The sequence below is a fragment of the Curtobacterium sp. SL109 genome, from assembly GCF_026672405.1.
In the GTDB taxonomy this organism is placed as follows: Bacteria; Actinomycetota; Actinomycetes; order Actinomycetales; family Microbacteriaceae; genus Curtobacterium.
The window spans coordinates 512,364-528,258 of sequence record NZ_JAPPRB010000002.1 but is presented as its reverse complement, the minus strand read 5'-3'; the positions used below and the strand labels follow the sequence as shown (position 1 = coordinate 528,258).

Below are 15,895 nucleotides of genomic sequence, written 5' to 3'. Positions count from 1 at the left end.
ACAAGCAGTGGAGCCCATGAGCGCAACACCCGTCCTCACCTCGCGCATCGACGTCGAGGTCCCGCAGTGGCTCGTCGTGCCCGGCACCGCCGACGTCACCCCGGCCTGGCGCGCGGGGGCACTCGAGCTGTTCGCGGCGATCGCGCAGGTCGACCGCGACGCCCCGGCCGACCAGCGGGTGTTCGACGGCGGGCCCGAGGTGGACCCGGAGGCGGCGCTCGACACGCTGCTCGAGTTCCGTGCCGCGCTCGACGGTGGCGAACGGCTCGTGGCGGGACTCGGGGTGCCGAACCGCTGGCCGCTGCCGGTCGTCGTGTCCGTCGGCATGGCGGAGTCCGACGGGCCGGGGCTGCTCGAGCTCGCCGGCGCCGAGGGCGGCCTGCCCGTCGAGCGTCCGGCGGTCGACGAGCTGCCGGACCACGTCGGTGGCGAGGGGCCCGTCGTCACGCGGTACGACCTCGACGACGACGGTGCCATCTGGGCCACCGTCTGCGCCGTCCGCCGCGAGACCTTCGAGACCGCCGACACCGCCACTCCGGTCGACACGCGTGTGCTCTGGCGCACCCGGGACCTCGACGTCGTCCCCGTGTTCGGGGACGAGCTCATCGACCTGCTCGCCGCCGTCAAGAACGAGGTCACCGCATGAGCGACACCACCCGCACCGACGCCCCGGACACCGCCCCCACCGACACCGATCCCGACGCCACCGACCTGCCCCGCACCGACCCCACGGCCTCGTTCTTCATGGTGGTCCCGCCCGGGTGGGCCCGACTCCCCGCGCGCGAGGACGACCGGCAGGAACTCGCGGCCATCGTCCGGGACGTCATCGCCCGCGCGCTCCCGGACGACCTGCCCCGCGACCGTGCCGAACCCCTGCGCCAGGAGATGCGGAAGCGCCTGACCGCGACGGTGGTCGAGGCCGGCGACAACGGCGCGAACGCGGTCTACCTCGCCGTGCAGCCCGTCGACGGCTACACGCCCCCGGTCTCCATCATCGAGACCGAGGTGGAGGACGAGTCCGACCAGGCCCCCGAGCAGGTCATCGCGCAGGTCCTCGCGGACGCGTTGCCGACCCGCCACGACCAGGACGACCCCGGCATCCGCGAGGTCGACGGCGGCATCGCTGCCCGCACCGAGACCGTGATCCGGCGCGTGGACCCGGGCGCCGAACTCCCCGGCCTCGGCGACGACCTGCCCGTCGTCGACGACCGCCAGGTGGTCTACACGATCCCGGTCCCCCACCGCCCCGGCCGCTGGGTCGTCATGTCCTTCTCCGCGATCAGCGCAGCGAAGCCAGCAAGCACGCACGACGCAGCCGCAGACACCGACACCGACACCGACAGCGGGGCGGACGACACCACCGACCACCTCACCGACGCCCTCGTCACCCTGTTCGACGCGATCATGACGACCTTCCGCTGGACGGACGTCCCCGGCACCGAGCCCACCACCCTGGAACGCCGCCTGGCCCAGCTCGGAGGAGCCGCATGAACTGGTCGCTCTCCCACCCCGAGTCCCACCTCATGCTGACGATGTCGGTGGTGCTGTTCCTCGGCGCCCTGGCCTTCGTCGTGCCGACGATCATCGCGCACCGCCGTCGGCCCGTCTCGGACGCTGCCGCCTGGGCGGACCTGCCCCGGCGCGAGGAGGGCGCCGCCTGGGCCACCGACCGCGTGCTCCGCAGCGTCGAGGCGTCGTGCACCGTCGCCCGCGTCGGCTTCCCCGGCTTCGTCCGGGCCGTGGTCGGCCCCACCGTGCGCCTGGACCTCGCGTCGCCGACGGTTGCGCCCCCCGAGCCGTGGCAGACCACCCCGGACGGTCGCTCGTGGTCGGCCCCGATGTGGGCGCTGCAGGCCGTGCCGCTCGGGCAGACCCCGTCGACGCAGTTCGCGACGGTCGTCGGCCTCGGCAGCGACCAGGACGGTGCCGTCCTGGTCGACCTGCGCCGCGCCTCCGGCTTCGTCGCCCTGGACGGCGACCGCACAGCCCGTGCCGCGGTCGCGCGCCGGATCGTGGACCAGGTCCGCACCGACCCCTGGTCGGTCGGCACCCCGGTGCTGACCGTCGGGATCCGCGACGGCGAGTTCGGACCGGCCGACGCCGTGTCCGTGGGCGAGGCGGTGGCGGCGGTCACGGCGGACGCGACCCCGGGCCTCCTGGTCGTCCACGGTGTCCCCGGCGGCAGCGAGGGGCGCGAACTCGCGCGCCTGCTGGAACGCCCGGGCGGCCGCTGGGCCGCCCTGTCCATGAGCCCCGACCCGCTGGCGCGCTGGACGCTCGACTGCCGTCGTGACGGCACGTTCGTCTCCGACGAGTTCGGCGTGGTCCGCTGGGTGGACCAGCTGCTGTCGACCGTCGCCGCGGTGCCGGTCGAGGACGACGCGACCGTCGTCGAGGAGCTGCGCGCCTGATGCGCGTCGTCGTCACCGTCGCCGACGACGTCGTCGGCACCACCTCCGACGTCCTCGTCGACGCACCCGGCCAGACCCCCATGCGATCGGTCGTCGACGCCCTGGCGCGACGCACCGGCAGCGCACCCATGCCGTCCGACGCATCCGACGGCGACGTCCCGTTCGCGCGCAGCGGGCTGGTCGACGGCGCCGTCCTGCACGTCCACGGCACCGACCGTCCCGAGGTCGAGCGCGGTGTCGTCCACCTGCTGGTCGCCGGTGGCGTCGGTGCCGGTCGCGAACGCCGGCTGGCGCCCGGCCACGTCCGGATCGCGCTGGTCGAGGACGGTGCCCCGGCCGTCGGCGCGCAGGCTGCCGACCACCCCGGCCTGGAGGCTCGGATCGCCTTCGACCGGACCGTCACCCTCCGGCTGTCCCCGCGTGAGCACCCCGCGGCCGGCACCGTGGAGGCGGTCGCGGCGACCCTCGAGGACGAACCCGTCGGCGACGAGTGGGTCGTCTGGGAACCGGGCGCCCTGGTCCGGCTCGGCTCCAGCGTGCTCACCGTGCGGCCCGTCGCCGTGGCTGACCGGCTCCTGCTGCAGCCGCCGGACTCCGGGCAGCTCGACTTCAACCGGCCGCCCAGGCTGCTGCCGCCGTTCCTGACGACGCAGTTCCGGATCCCGAAGCCGCCGGTCCCGCCGCAGCGCTCGGCGATCCCCTGGATCATGGTGTTCGTGCCGGCGATGTTCGGCATCGTGATGGCGACCGTGTTCCACTCGCCGTTCTACCTGCTGTTCGCGGCGATGACCCCGATCATGGTCGTCGGGCAGACCGTCACGGCCCGGCGCACCGGCAAGAAGAGCCACCGGAAGCAGACCGCGGAGCACCGGGAACGGGTCGCCGCGCTCGAGGCCGCGATCGCCCGGGCCGTGCTCGCCGAGCGGGACGAGCGACGGTCCTCCGCGCTCGACGCGGCGTCGCTCCGGGTCGTCGCCGGGACGCCCGGTCGTCGCCTCTGGGAGCGCCGGCCCTCGGACACGGACCACCTGCACGTGCGGATCGGTGTCGGGGACCTGCCGTCGACCGTCACCGTGGACGACGACCGGGACCTCGACGGCCTGGCCGACGAGCAGCGGATCACCCGCGGCGTCCCGGTGACCGTCCCGCTCGCCGAGGTCGGCGTGCTCGGGATCCCCGGCGCCGCGTACCTGCCCCGCGACCTCGGGCGATGGGTGCTCGGGCAGCTCGCCGTCACGCAGAGCCCGCGCGAGGTGCAGTTCGTCGTGCTGACCGCGCAGCAGCACGTGCCGGCGTGGGCGTGGACCCTGTGGCTGCCGCACCTCCGACCGACCAACGGGCAGGAGGCCCTCGCGCTCATCGGTGCCGACGGCGACACGATCGGCCGTCGGCTCGCCGAGCTCAGCCAGGTGCTGGCGGAGCGGAAGGCCGAGCGGACGAAGAACGGGTCGATGCGGGCGCGGTTCTCGCCCGAGATCGTCGTCGTGCTCGACGGCGCCCGTCGGCTGCGTGCGATGCCCGGCGTCGTCGGACTGCTCCGCGACGGGCCCGCGTGCGGCATCCGCCTGGTCTGCATCGACGAGGAGGAGTGGCAGCTGCCCGAGGAGTGCGTCGCGACCGTGACGCACCGGACCGCGACCGAGCTCGTCCTGCGCCGTCAGCTCGCCGCCCCGGTGGAGCTCGTGCTCACCGACCGGGTCGAGGACGACTGGTACGACGCCGTCGCCCGCGCGGTCTCCCCGCTGCGGGACACGAGCGGCTCCGACGGCGACGGCCTGGTGCCCGACGCCGCACGGCTGCTCGACGTGGTCGACCTGCCGCAGCCCTCGGGGGCGCTCGTCGCCGACCGCTGGACCTCGCGCGAGGCCACCACCTCGGCCGTGGTCGGCGTGGGCATCGACGGCGCCTTCGCCCTCGACCTGGTGAAGGACGGCCCCCACGGCCTGGTCGCCGGCACCACCGGGTCCGGCAAGTCCGAGTTCCTGCAGACCCTCGTCGCGTCGCTCGCCCTGGCCAACCGCCCGGACCAGATGACCTTCGTGCTCGTCGACTACAAGGGCGGTGCGGCGTTCAGCGTGGCGTCGGAGCTGCCCCACACCGTCGGGCTCGTCACGGACCTGGACCAGCACCTCGTCGAGCGCGCGCTCCGCTCCCTGCGCGCCGAGCTCACCCGGCGCGAGCACATCCTGGCCGCGTCCGGTGCGAAGGACATCGAGGACCACGAGACGCACCTGGCCCGTGGCGGTGCCGGTGAGGCGATGCCGCGACTCGTCATCGTGATCGACGAGTTCGCCGCCATGGTCACCGAGCTGCCCGACTTCGTCGCGGGGCTCATCGGCATCGCCCAGCGCGGCCGGTCCCTCGGCGTGCACCTGATCCTCGCGACGCAGCGCCCCGGTGGCGTGGTCGGGCCGGACATCCGCGCGAACACGAACCTGCGCGTGGCACTCCGGATGACGGACACCGGCGAGAGCTCCGACGTGATCGACGTCGCCGACGCGGCCCGCATCCCGAAGAGCGTCCCCGGCCGGGCGTACGCGCGGCTCGGGCACTCCTCCGTGGTGCCCTTCCAGTCAGCGCGGGTCGGCGGCCGGTGGGCCGGCGACGAGGACCCGGCCACGAGCCTCCCGTTCGTCCGCGTGCTCGACTGGCGCGACTTCGCGACCGCACCACCTGCGCGACCGACCCGGAGCGACCAGTCGTCGGCCGCGACCGACCTGTCGGTCCTGGTGCAGGCGATGGCGGACGCGCGCGACCGCCTGGGCATCGGCCCCCTGCACAGCCCGTGGCTGGCCCCGTTGCCGGAGCTGCTGCCGCTCGCCGAGGTGGCGTCCGCCTCCGTCGGCACGCGGCGGTCGCTGGCGGCGTCGACGGAGACCCTGCGGTTCCCGTTCGGCGTCGAGGACCTGCCGGACACGCAGGAGCAGCGCGCGGCGGAGATCGACCTGGACCGCTTCACCCACCAGTACGTCGTGGGGGCGCCCGGGTCCGGTCGGTCCACCGCGCTCCGGAGCATCGCCGCGTCGGCCGCGCAGTCCGTCCCCTCGTCGGACCTGCACCTGTACGCGATCGACTGCGGCAACGGCGCACTCGCGTCGCTGCAGCACCTGCCGCACTGCGGTGGCGTCGTGCAGCGGACGCAGGTCGAACGCGCGACGCGCCTGGTCGACCGGCTGACCCGGGAGATGGCCAGGCGGCACGACCTGATCGCCGCTGCATCCGCCGCGGACATCACCGAGCAGCGCCTGCTCGCCGCCCCCGGTGAGCGGCTGCCGCACGTGCTCGTGCTCATCGACCGGTGGGAGAACTTCACGACCTCCCTCGGCGAGGTCGACGGCGGGGCCCTGACCGACGCGATCCAGTCGATGCTCCGCGACGGTGCCGCGGCCGGCATCCACGTCGTGATCTCCGGCGACCGGACGCTCATGTCGTCGCGGATGTCGACGCTCACCGACGACAAGGTCGTGCTGCGACTGACGGACCGGCTCGACTACTCGCTCGGCGGGATCAACCACCGGAAGCTGCCGGCGTCGATCCCCGCCGGCCGTGGGTTCCGCGCCGACTCCGGCATCGAGGTGCAGTTCGCCACGCTGGGCACCGACGTCTCCGGGCAGGGGCAGACGACGGCCGTCCGCGACCTCGCGGTGGCCATCCGCGAGCAGTTCCCGGTCCCGCCAGCGCCGCGGCCGTTCCGGGTCGACGCGCTGCCGAAGGACCTGGACCTCGACGCCGCCCTGGCGCTCGACTCCGCGCCGACGCTCGTCCCGCTGGTGGCGGTGACCGGGATCGGGGGTGACGACATGGATCTCCAGACCGTCGACTTCGCCACCGGTGGAGGCACGTTCGTCGTCGCCGGACCGTCCCGCTCCGGTCGGTCCACCATGCTCGCTGCCATGGCGCGGTCACTGCTGGTCGGAGGGACCTCGCTCGTGGTCGTCGCGCCCCGACAGGGACCGGTGCGTGACCTGGCCGGGCTGCCGGGCGTCCGTGCGGTCTTCACCGGCGACGACGTCACTGTGGACGAGTTGTCCCCCGTGCTCACCCCCGACGGCACGCCGCTCGTGCTCGTGGTCGACGACGGGGAGCTGCTCATCGACTGCTCGGCCGCGCGATGGCTGCGCGACTGGGGCCGGGCCGCTGTGGACAACCAGCAGGGGCTGCTGCTCGGTGGGAACACCACGGGTCTCGCCGCCGGGTTCGGCGGGTGGCAGGTCGACGCGAAGAAGAACCGTCGTGGGGCTCTGCTGTCACCGCAGGACACCCTGGCCGGGGACCTGATCGGGGTGCGGATCTCGCGGTCGTCGATCTCGTCGCGGATCGTGCCCGGGTCGGCGCTGGTGCACCTGGGGACCGGGATCGCGTCGACGCTGCAGGTGCCGGTGGTGCGGGCGTCGACGCGGGCGGGGAGTGCGGGCGTCGGGGCGGGGGCGGGCGCGGTGCTGGCGGGGTGAGGCTCGCTTGTTCTTGTTCTTGCTCGTCGTTGTGCCGCTTGCGGTTCTCATTTCGGTGGTGTCGGGCGTGTCCCGGGTCGGTCTCGGCCTGGTTCCGGCCTCGTTCCGGCTCGCCGGTTCCGGTCCGGTCTGCGCCACTCCCAGCCTGGAGGCGCGGGGTGCGCTGCGTTGGCCGGTTACCATCCGCGGTCGGCTGGGCTCCCTGGGAGCCAGCCGGGAGCACTCCGTTCAGGAACCGGTTTGTCAAGTCGTTCCGCACAGTGACGACGTCAAATCGGGAACCTTCAAGCGCACATTGAAGCACGGTTGTCCACACACAGTGTGGAAACCAAAAGCCCAGGTCAAACGGTCGAAAGTATGTTCTCAGGCCACTCTTTCCACATGTCTGTCCACAGTTGTCCACACTGCTTCCCGGCGTGTTCCGCGAGTCCTCCACAGAGTTGTCCACAGGGGCACTTGTTGGGGATAACTTGCACCCCGTACGGTGAGCGCGCGACCGGGGGATGTCGGTTGCTCGGGGTAGGACTGGCGTGCGGGGGCGGCCCGTACGGACAACAAGAGGAGCACGTGTGTCGATCGCGCATCTGGACCCGGCACCGCAGACGTACGCGGATCGCGGTGGCATGGAGCGCACCCCGCCGCACGACCTGCTGGCGGAACAGTCGACCATCGGCGGCATGCTCCTGTCGAAGGACGCCGTCGCCGACGTCATCGAGACCGCCCGCGGCGTGGACTTCTACATCCCCAAGCACGAGGTCATCTTCGACGCGATGCTGTCGCTGTACTCCCACGGTGAGCCGACGGACGTCATCGCCGTCACCGACGAGCTGACCAAGACCGGGCTGCTGTCCCGAGCCGGCGGCGCCGAGTACCTGCACAGCATGACGAGCCTGGTGCCGACCGCGGCGAACGCCGGGTACTACGCCGCGATCGTCGCCGAGAAGGCAGTCCTGCGTCGCCTGGTCGACGCCGGCACCCGCATCGTGCAGATGGGTTACGCGTCGGAGGGTGAGGTCACCGACCTCGTCAACAGCGCGCAGGCCGAGGTCTACAACGTCGCCGGTGGCGTGCAGACCGAGGACTACGTCCCCCTGACCGAGGCCATCTCCGCCGCCATCGACGAGATCGAGGCCGCCAAGGGCCGCGACGGCCAGATGACCGGCGTGCCGACCGGGTTCGCGCAGCTCGACGGCCTGACGAACGGCTTCCACCCCGGGCAGCTGATCATCGTCGCCGCCCGACCCGCACTCGGCAAGTCGACGCTCGCGCTCGACCTGTGCCGCGCCGCCGCCCTGAAGCACAACCAGACGGCCGCCTTCTTCTCGCTCGAGATGGGTCGCGCCGAGATCGCGATGCGTCTGCTCTCCGCCGAGACCAGCGTGCCCCTGCAGAACATGCGCAAGGGCACCGTGGACTCCCGCGACTGGACCACCATCGCGCAGACCCGCGGGCGCATCAACGACGCCCCCTTCTTCATCGACGACTCCCCCAACATGACGCTCGTCGAGATCCGCGCGAAGTGCCGTCGACTCAAGCAGCAGCACAACCTGAAGCTCGTCGTCATCGACTACCTGCAGCTGATGACCTCGGGCAAGAAGGTCGAGAGCCGCCAGCAGGAGGTCTCGGAGTTCTCGCGTGCGCTCAAGCTCATGGCGAAGGAGCTCCAGGTCCCCGTCATCGCCCTGTCCCAGCTGAACCGTGGGCCCGAGCAGCGTGCCGACAAGAAGCCGATGATCTCCGACCTGCGTGAGTCCGGGTCCATCGAGCAGGACGCCGACATGGTCATCCTGCTGCACCGTGAGTCGGCGTACGAGAAGGACAACCCGCGGCAGGGTGAGGCGGACCTCATCGTGGCGAAGCACCGCAACGGACCGACTGACACCATCACGGTGGCGTTCCACGGGATGTTCTCGAGGTTCGTGGACATGCCGCAGTAGGTGCTTGTCGCCGCGCACGCAACTTGTCTCCTTCGCGCACAACTTGTCGCCGGAGCGCGTTCCTCGTGCTGCCTCGGTCAGGGGTCGTCTCCCGGGGAGTCAGGAGCAGCGTGCCGCGCGCCCTAGGTTGTTGTCGCGTGGACATGGCGTTCTGAGGGGTCGTGCTCGAGCGGGACGCGCAGCGATCTGCCCCCGCTGGCGTCATCCGACTGGAAGTGCTGCGCCCTTGCGCGGGTGCGTGAACGGTGTTGCGTTTAGCGCCCCTTCACCGGGCATTTTTGCGGGACAGTCATACGGGAATCCCCAGGTCAAGCAGGACACGGGCAAGTTGTCGTGGTTGTCGCCGCCAGCTGTGTGCCGGTAGACGACCGCCTATCGAACACTTGAGGTGGTCGTAGCTGGGCTACTGGGTCCGCTGGCTGCTGCGCTTGTACGACCCGGACAGCACGTCGTCTATTAGGGCAGGGCCTTCCGGCGACCAGCCGAGCTCGTGAGCAGCCGAGGTGTTGAAGGTGGCGTCGAGGAGCATGGGTTCGGCGAGCATGCCAAGCCGGTTGAGGGCAGCGGCAGGGGCTTCTGCACGGATGTTGCCTTGGAGGCCGCGTATCTGGCTGAGGGCACGCGCGAGAGAGTTCATTGGTGTCGCGTGGTCGTTGCTGGCGATGACGTAGCTTCCGGGTGCGTCGTGTTCGAGGACGCGGACGAAGAGGGCGGCAGCATCGTCGACGTGGATGGCGGCGAACTTCTGCGTGTCGCCGGGATAGACCAGGCGTCCGTCGTCAACGGGGCCATTCAGGAGCAGCCTCGCGAGTCCGCCGCCCTGGCCGTATAGGTTCGCGGGACCGACCATCGTGGCGCGCACCGTTCCTGCGGCGTCCTTGATGCGCTCGAGGACCACCGGTCGCCAGGCGACCATCTCGGGTGGTGCGAAGGGGCTGTGTTCGTTGAGATGCTGTCCGGACCCGTGGATCCAGCTCCCGCCGGTGTGGACGTAGCGCTGGCCGGTGCCGGCAAACGCGTCAAGTACCGTGTCGAGGACTGCGTGATCTAGTGCTGCGCTTCCGGCATCGTTAGGACTGGCGGCGTGGATGGCGCCGTCGACACCAGCGAGCACGGTACGGAGCCAGGCAGGGTCGGTGAGGGACCCGAGCTGCGGGATGATGCCGAGCTGGGCGACGCGGCTTGCCGCGTCAGCGGTACGGACGTGCCCGAGCACGTCGTGCCCGTTGTTGAGGAGCTGGGTGGCAATTGCGGATCCGAGGTAGCCGGTAGTACCGGTCAGGAACACCTTCATTTGGGGCCTTCTTCACGTTGTGGATGGCTGGCGGGAGTATCTAAGCGGTGCGCTCAGGCGTTGAAGGAGGGCACGAGCTCGACAGGCGAGTTCGTGCCCTCCGAGGTGTTGGTCCTCAGCCCCAGGGCGCCGGGGTGGGAGCGTCTGCGGGGGCGTTGAGCTGGCCCATGAGGCCTGCGAAGTCTTCGAGGTGCCAGGTGGTGACGATTTTCCCGTCGCGCACCTGGTGCACGTCCATGGTGCGCATCTCGATCCGCTTGCCGGTGGGTTCGTGACCCATGAAGGCGCCTTGGTGGGTGCCGGAGACGGTGTTGCGGACGGCGACCTTGTCACCCTGGACGATGACGTCCTGGTGCTCGACGTTGTAGTCGGGCATCGCGTGTCGGAAGAGCGCGATCTGGCCGGCCATGCCGCCGGGGCCCTGCTCCTGGCCCGGAGCGAGGGGCAGGTCGATCCAGTCCTCCGCCAGGATCTCGTCATAGGTGGTGGTGTCGCCGGTGCGGAAGGGCTCGTAGAAGGCGCGCACGATGTTCTCGGTCGCGGTGTCGTCGGTGCTGTTGTACTCGTTCGTGGTGCTCATGAGTGGTGGCCTTTCGAGATGGTTGAGGGTTGCTGGGGAATGAGGAGCGAGTTGTGGGCCGTCGGCGAGCGGTGCTCGGTGGGTTTAGCCGAGGGCGAGGATGAGGCCGGCGGCGATGAGGACCGCTGCGGTGGCGCCGTGGATGCTGAGAGCGTGGCGGAGGGTGCCGCCGTTGGTGACGACGATGATCGCGTCACCGATCGGGGTGATCGCCGCGGCGAGAAGGGCCCATCCGAATACGTGCGGGCCGGCGACGAGGAGGACCACCAGTGGCACGATGCCGGAGGTGATGTCGCGGACACCCTTGATGCTCGTGAAGGCCCGGCGGCGGTCCTCGGCGACGCCGAAACCTGCGGTGGCGATTTTCGGAGCGACGACGAAGCGGCCGCCGATGAAGAGGATGAAGAGGCAGCCGAGGATAGCGACAATGAGGGCGGCGATGATCATGAGGAGAACCTTTCGAAGGTTAGCTAACGTCGTTCTACAACGAAGCTAACACACCATTCGGAGCCTGTCTACCGTTGTTATCTAACTCTGCTCTGCTACTCTCGAAGCATGTCCCCACGACCAGCCCCCGACCTCGACCTCCGGCGCGACCAGATCACCCAAGCAGCTCGCAGCGTTGCGGAGACAGAAGGGTGGGAGGCCGTGACCATGCGCCGGCTCGCGTCCGAGTTGGGGGTGACGCAACCCGTCATCTACTCCGCGTTCGCGGGCGGGCGTCAAGCGCTCATCGATGCCGTCGCCCTCGGAGGATTCGATGCAATCGCGACGGCACTGGAAGGGGTGCCCGCAGAACCGCTGGCAAGGATGCAGGCCTACCTCGCCTTCGCAACCGAACAGCCGCACATCTACGAAGCGATGTTCTCGATGCCGTCGGGCCTTGAGTTCGGGACCGGAACCGGGCCGGACGCACTTCAGCGGGCTTTCGCCGGGATCCGGGCGGCCTTCCCTGGTCCCGATGTCACGGAAGCTGAGGTGGCATGGGCGACTGTCCACGGGCTGGCGACCCTGGAGATCAGCAAGCGATTACCCCCAGCGCGATCGGATGCCCGACTCGACTACGCCCACCGACACCTGAGCAAGAACTAGAACAAGCACTCGACGGGTACAGGCCCTCACCCACGCCAAGCAGCGATCGGCTACCGGGCAGCGGATGGATCACCTGCCGGCGGTCAGCGGCCCGACCGGCCAGCTCGTCCTGAGACGATCAGCACCACGAACGCCACAACGATGAGTGCCGCCTCGAGGATCTTCGTTGGCACTCCCGGGGGCAGTACGAGGAGGCCAACTCCGCAAGCCGCGAGAACGATCAGGAGCGTGAGAGTCCGGGGGCGGATGCGCATGCGTCTGTCTACCATCGGCATCGCCGCCCGCACCGTCTCGGTACCCGATCCGCTGGCGAACACCTGACGTGCCCTCGCCGTCCTGCGCGCCATCCTCGGCCCTAGCTGGCGCAATGCGCGGAAGCAGGAGCATCATCAGTGGCGTGCTGCCGCAGCTTCGGGGCGCCTTGCGCTCCTACTGGTCCAGGAGTCACGAGCCAGGACGAAAGGCATCGAGTGATCATCAAAGAAGGCAAAGAATTGCTGGGCGCCGTCTTGGCGTCCGTCTTCGTGGTGATGGGGGGCGTGTGTCTCCTGACACCGCTCAGGGATGAAGTGTCTCATCATGGATTCCCGATGTGGCTGCTCGGGCTGGTTCTGGTCGTTTGCGGTCTTTTTCTGTGGGGTGGCGTGGTGCAGAACCTATTGCGGCGCCGGAGGTGAGGCGCAAACGCTTCGTCGCAGGAAACGCTCGATAGCGGATTGCCAAGTGAGACGGCCTGCTGGCGCGCCTCGCCTTACCCATGAATGCTCTCCGGCGAGACGTTTGCGGGCAGAATGACTACATGCGCTTCGATGAGGTCCTCACACGCGACGACGGTCCCGCCATCGCCGCGGAGCTCGCGGCGATGCGCAAGCCGGCCCGCTACGTCATCGAGGGCGTGCACCAGGACTCGCCGCAGGAGTACTGGCAGTTTCGGCTCGATGTTGACGAGCCGCGGCAGAGCTGGACACTCGACCGCTCGGATTCCCCGCCCGTTGGATACCGAGACGGGCTGCTCCGGGACGAGGACTACCCGAACGGCTCGATCGAGGAGACCTTTTACGGGAGCACCACTTCCGCGCCGGTCGTTCGCATGGTGCTCCCGGAGCTCATGCTTCGCTGGGGTCGGGGCCCGGAGAGCTTCCACCCGATCCTCCTCCAGCACATCGGACTGCGCTCCATCCTGGCCACGTTCGAGCACCGCGAAGATCCGGCTACCAGGACAACACTCGTCATCAACGAGCACGACGGCATCGCCCGCCGCTCGATGGAATACGGCGGGGGCACGATCGTCACGAGCGTCCGGACGGGCACGCCCGACGAGGTTTTGCCGCCCGCCCGCTTTGAACCGCTGACGGACTGGATTCGGTCCGACTACTGAGATCTGACCTTTCCGGTTCACGGGTCGCTCGGACCGGGAACCACAACGTTCTACAGCTCGACCGAACGCGCGTCCCCGTGGGCGAAAGTGGCACCATCAACGTCGTCGATCCACCGAGCCTCGAGCACTGGTTCAGTGAGACACCGTCGTCGCGGGCGTCAATCCCTTGAAGCGGCTCCCGCCGGCCAGTGGGGAATTGCCGGACAGGACGCCATGGCCGCAGTCACCCTTCTTGGACTGTCTCGATGACCGATCGTTCATCGGGACGGCACCCGTCCTGATTGACTCGCCCTATGTCTGCTCGGAGTCTCACCGTGCTCGGTGCTGTTGTGATCGCGTTCGCGCTGCTCGTGTGGATCATCAACCCGACGATTCATGGGGCGAGTTTCGTCGTGCTGATCGTCGCGCTCATCGCCGGCCTTGCCTGCGTCGTGCTGGGAACCATGCGGCGATCCCGAGGTTGACCCCGTCCGCGTTGAAACCCGTCGCGCCAGGGGATTGCTCAACGCAACGGATCTGGCTTCAGCGTCGTGGACGTGGCGGGAGCGGGTATCGCCACCGCCCTTCACTGCCAGTCTCGTCAGCCCATGTGACAGTGATCGTCGAGTCTGAGGTTCCCATTGTTCTTAACGCCATGAAGGTGAGTGCCTCACCGGGCCCCACGGTCTCGCCGTCCGGAAGCGGGCTCGGAACCAGGAGTGTCTCGTGCGTCGAAATTCTGACCTCACGAGCGGGCGCGCGGCCAGTGTTTGTGAGCTGATAGGTATCCCCATCAAAGTGCGTCAGACTCCACGCCACTGACTGTCCTGGTAAACGCATGCCTTCTCGGCCGTGACTCAACTGCTCGAGGGCGTCAGCCATCCGGGTAAGCGCGTCGATGGTAAGACTCGACGCGGCTTCCGAACGTTCCGCGCTTGCCTCACCAGCGCGTTGAGCGCGCTCAGCTCGATTCGCTTCTTCTCTGGCCAACACGAGGTCCTGCTTCTGACCTCTTCGTGTCAACCAGAAGGACACGGCAACACCCACGAGGGCAACGACCGTGGCCAGCGAGTCAATGATGGCGCCGACATCGAGGTTCACGGGCTGAGCATCTCAGACTCAGCCGACATCAGACGTGTCCGCTAGCCGATCGGCTATTGAGACGGCGGGGCGATGGGGCGATTCTCGTATGGACTACCCCTATCGATACGTCAGAGGGCAGAGCTCTCCTTCCCGAATGAGGGCTGACGTTTTTTCGGCGGCTACTTCTTCCCGAGACGGGCTCGCCGCAGTTCTGCGACGATGCGGGCCCGCTCGGGGTCCTTGGCCAGCGTGCGGTCGTCCACGACGTCCACGACATGCTTGACCAGCTCCACGACCTGCTTGCGCAGGAGGAAGCCGAGCACGGAGAGGACGACCGTGATGACGCCGGTCAGGATGGTGCCGCCGAAGGCCGTCAGCATGTCCACCGCGGTGTCGGTGATGGGCATGTTGCCTCCTTCGGGTTTGGCCGTATGGCCAGCCCGCCCGTCGTGGGCGGGGGTCTAGAGCGCCGAGAGTCGACGCGAGCGCGCGGTGGGCGCGTAGTACCCCTATGCGCGGAGCGAGTGGTCTGCTGCGTGCTCCCGCGTTGAGGGCATGGAAAAGGCCGGCCCTGACGGGACCGGCCTGTTCGTGGTGCTCGGGTGCTGCGCTGAAGGCAGAGTCGTCTCGAGCGGTTCCAGCCTACGGTTTGGCTGGACATGACGAAAGCCAGTCCGATGGACTGGCTTTTTTGCGCGCACTAATGACGCGTGCCACAGCATAGCTGGTTTCGGAACATGCCTGCAAGCATGCGGATCGGAGCGGGTTGACCTTGTTCAGCCGCCGACGAGTGGGCTCCGCCGTTCGACGAGGACGTTGTCGCGCCACTGCCCGGCCCACGGGCCGAACGCCATGAGGCCGATGCGTTCTCGGGTGCCGAGTTCGCGGAACCCGTGGCGGGCATGAAGGGTGCGGGAAGCGGTGTTCTCGGGGAAGATCCCGGACTGGATGGTCCAGATGCCGGCCGCTTCCGTCGATTCGACGAGAGCGTCGAGAAGGACGTGTCCGACGCCGCGGCCCCGCGCCGCGGCCCCGACGTACACGGAGTGCTCGACGACGCCCTGGTACACCGCCCGGGCAGAGGTCGGGGAAACCGCCACCCAGCCGAGGACCTCGTCACGGTCGACGGCGACGAATCGGTGCTCGGGCAGCTTCCCCGCATCGAACGTCTCCCACGTCGGCGGCTCCGCCTCGAACGTTGCGTTTCCGGTGGCGATCCCTTCCCGGTAGATCGCCTCCACGGAGGTCCAGTCTGCGGCGGTTATCGACCGGACGGTGACCGAGGGGTCAGTCATGGGTGCAGTAGCTCCTCCTGGATGCGTGCGGCGACGGCGTCGCGCATGGGGCGGACGTCATCAGGGGACCAGGAGTCCGGGTCCGGGAACGACCACTGCAACACTCGGCCGCTCGGCGTTCCGGGAAGGTCCAGCCCGGGTTTCATCAGCACGACCACGTCGGCTTCATCAAGCTGGTCCGGCGTGACCTTCCGCGGGGTGCGGCCGCTGATGTCGAGGCCGAGTTCGGCGACGGTTGCGGCGATCGATGGGTTCACCTCGGCTGCGGGCGCAATCCCGGCGGAGGTGGCGGTGTAGCGGTCGTCGGCGGCGACTTCGAGGAGGGCCGCGCCGAGTTGGGAGCGGCCGGCGTTGTGCTTGCAGATGAACAGCACGGTGGGCTTGTCGCTCATGCG

15 protein-coding genes are annotated in these 15,895 nt (G+C 69.3%); 9 read left to right on the top strand and 6 right to left on the bottom strand.

From position 1 onward, the window contains the following. The first annotated feature begins 16 nt into the window (after positions 1 to 16). The 5 genes from OVA28_RS03905 to dnaB all read left to right on the top strand — a co-directional run bounded on the left by OVA28_RS03905 (position 17) and on the right by dnaB (position 8,799). A complete protein-coding gene (locus OVA28_RS03905) occupies positions 17 to 646 on the top strand; it encodes a hypothetical protein (protein WP_194659578.1) in 630 nt (209 codons plus the stop codon). Next, positions 643 to 1,491 (top strand): hypothetical protein, encoded by an 849-nt coding sequence (locus OVA28_RS03900; RefSeq protein ID WP_268095843.1) that lies wholly within the window; start codon positions 643 to 645, stop codon positions 1,489 to 1,491. The genes OVA28_RS03905 and OVA28_RS03900 overlap by 4 nt, the downstream gene beginning before the upstream one ends. Next, positions 1,488 to 2,411 (top strand): hypothetical protein, encoded by a 924-nt coding sequence (locus OVA28_RS03895; protein ID WP_268095842.1) that lies wholly within the window; start codon positions 1,488 to 1,490, stop codon positions 2,409 to 2,411. The genes OVA28_RS03900 and OVA28_RS03895 overlap by 4 nt, the downstream gene beginning before the upstream one ends. After that, positions 2,411 to 6,862, top strand: coding sequence for an FtsK/SpoIIIE domain-containing protein (locus OVA28_RS03890; RefSeq protein ID WP_268095841.1), 4,452 nt, complete (start codon positions 2,411 to 2,413; stop codon positions 6,860 to 6,862). Before OVA28_RS03895 ends, OVA28_RS03890 begins: the two co-directional genes overlap by 1 nt. A 569-nt stretch (positions 6,863 to 7,431) precedes the next feature. After that, a complete protein-coding gene (dnaB, locus tag OVA28_RS03885) occupies positions 7,432 to 8,799 on the top strand; it encodes a replicative DNA helicase (RefSeq protein ID WP_416354627.1) in 1,368 nt (455 codons plus the stop codon). Positions 8,800 to 9,202: 403 nt separating this feature from the next. Here the strand turns inward: dnaB and OVA28_RS03880 are convergent, their stop codons facing one another. From OVA28_RS03880 to OVA28_RS03870, 3 genes are all read right to left on the bottom strand, one after another. Next, entirely contained in the window at positions 9,203 to 10,093 is an 891-nt protein-coding gene (locus tag OVA28_RS03880) for an NAD-dependent epimerase/dehydratase family protein (RefSeq protein ID WP_268095840.1), read from the bottom strand. Between the two features lie 115 nt (positions 10,094 to 10,208). Next, positions 10,209 to 10,673: an ester cyclase gene (locus OVA28_RS03875; RefSeq protein WP_268095839.1), complete on the bottom strand. Its 465-nt coding sequence runs from the start codon at positions 10,671 to 10,673 to the stop codon at positions 10,209 to 10,211. Between the two features lie 84 nt (positions 10,674 to 10,757). After that, on the bottom strand, positions 10,758 to 11,120 hold the full coding sequence (locus OVA28_RS03870; RefSeq protein ID WP_268095838.1) for a DUF4267 domain-containing protein: 363 nt from the start codon (positions 11,118 to 11,120) through the stop codon (positions 10,758 to 10,760). Positions 11,121 to 11,228: 108 nt separating this feature from the next. On the opposite strand from OVA28_RS03870, the gene OVA28_RS03865 reads away from it, so the two are divergent. The 4 genes from OVA28_RS03865 to OVA28_RS03850 all read left to right on the top strand — a co-directional run bounded on the left by OVA28_RS03865 (position 11,229) and on the right by OVA28_RS03850 (position 13,607). Beyond that, positions 11,229 to 11,765 (top strand): TetR/AcrR family transcriptional regulator, encoded by a 537-nt coding sequence (locus tag OVA28_RS03865; RefSeq protein ID WP_268095837.1) that lies wholly within the window; start codon positions 11,229 to 11,231, stop codon positions 11,763 to 11,765. A 470-nt stretch (positions 11,766 to 12,235) separates the two neighbouring features. Next, positions 12,236 to 12,442, top strand: coding sequence for a hypothetical protein (locus OVA28_RS03860; RefSeq protein WP_268095836.1), 207 nt, complete (start codon positions 12,236 to 12,238; stop codon positions 12,440 to 12,442). A gap of 122 nt (positions 12,443 to 12,564) precedes the next feature. Then, a complete protein-coding gene (locus tag OVA28_RS03855) occupies positions 12,565 to 13,143 on the top strand; it encodes a hypothetical protein (RefSeq protein ID WP_268095835.1) in 579 nt (192 codons plus the stop codon). Positions 13,144 to 13,457: 314 nt separating this feature from the next. Beyond that, positions 13,458 to 13,607: a hypothetical protein gene (locus OVA28_RS03850; protein WP_165931463.1), complete on the top strand. Its 150-nt coding sequence runs from the start codon at positions 13,458 to 13,460 to the stop codon at positions 13,605 to 13,607. Between the two features lie 777 nt (positions 13,608 to 14,384). Here OVA28_RS03850 and OVA28_RS03845 read toward each other — a convergent pair. The 3 genes from OVA28_RS03845 to OVA28_RS03835 form a co-directional block, all read right to left on the bottom strand. Next, positions 14,385 to 14,612: a hypothetical protein gene (locus OVA28_RS03845; RefSeq protein ID WP_268095834.1), complete on the bottom strand. Its 228-nt coding sequence runs from the start codon at positions 14,610 to 14,612 to the stop codon at positions 14,385 to 14,387. Positions 14,613 to 14,981: 369 nt separating this feature from the next. Then, positions 14,982 to 15,500 carry a GNAT family N-acetyltransferase gene (locus OVA28_RS03840; protein WP_268095833.1) on the bottom strand — a complete coding sequence of 173 codons (519 nt, stop codon included), beginning with the start codon at positions 15,498 to 15,500 and terminating at the stop codon, positions 14,982 to 14,984. Next, complete coding sequence (locus tag OVA28_RS03835) at positions 15,497 to 15,892, bottom strand: arsenate-mycothiol transferase ArsC (RefSeq protein ID WP_268095832.1); 396 nt, start codon at positions 15,890 to 15,892, stop codon at positions 15,497 to 15,499. Before OVA28_RS03835 ends, OVA28_RS03840 begins: the two co-directional genes overlap by 4 nt. Positions 15,893 to 15,895 lie beyond the last annotated feature (3 nt).

What these genes read in the sequence shown, in the direction of transcription:
- OVA28_RS03845 (WP_268095834.1), bottom strand. Translation starts at nt 14,612, where the DNA reads ATGCCCATCACCGACACCGCGGTGGACATGCTGACGGCCTTCGGCGGC.
- OVA28_RS03870 (WP_268095838.1), bottom strand. Translation starts at nt 11,120, where the DNA reads ATGATCATCGCCGCCCTCATTGTCGCTATCCTCGGCTGCCTCTTCATC.
- OVA28_RS03875 (WP_268095839.1), bottom strand. Translation starts at nt 10,673, where the DNA reads ATGAGCACCACGAACGAGTACAACAGCACCGACGACACCGCGACCGAG.
- OVA28_RS03880 (WP_268095840.1), bottom strand. Translation starts at nt 10,093, where the DNA reads ATGAAGGTGTTCCTGACCGGTACTACCGGCTACCTCGGATCCGCAATT.
- OVA28_RS03895 (WP_268095842.1), top strand. Translation starts at nt 1,488, where the DNA reads ATGAACTGGTCGCTCTCCCACCCCGAGTCCCACCTCATGCTGACGATG.
- OVA28_RS03865 (WP_268095837.1), top strand. Translation starts at nt 11,229, where the DNA reads ATGTCCCCACGACCAGCCCCCGACCTCGACCTCCGGCGCGACCAGATC.
- OVA28_RS03855 (WP_268095835.1), top strand. Translation starts at nt 12,565, where the DNA reads ATGCGCTTCGATGAGGTCCTCACACGCGACGACGGTCCCGCCATCGCC.
- OVA28_RS03840 (WP_268095833.1), bottom strand. Translation starts at nt 15,500, where the DNA reads ATGACTGACCCCTCGGTCACCGTCCGGTCGATAACCGCCGCAGACTGG.
- OVA28_RS03905 (WP_194659578.1), top strand. Translation starts at nt 17, where the DNA reads ATGAGCGCAACACCCGTCCTCACCTCGCGCATCGACGTCGAGGTCCCG.
- OVA28_RS03900 (WP_268095843.1), top strand. Translation starts at nt 643, where the DNA reads ATGAGCGACACCACCCGCACCGACGCCCCGGACACCGCCCCCACCGAC.
- OVA28_RS03835 (WP_268095832.1), bottom strand. Translation starts at nt 15,892, where the DNA reads ATGAGCGACAAGCCCACCGTGCTGTTCATCTGCAAGCACAACGCCGGC.
- OVA28_RS03890 (WP_268095841.1), top strand. Translation starts at nt 2,411, where the DNA reads ATGCGCGTCGTCGTCACCGTCGCCGACGACGTCGTCGGCACCACCTCC.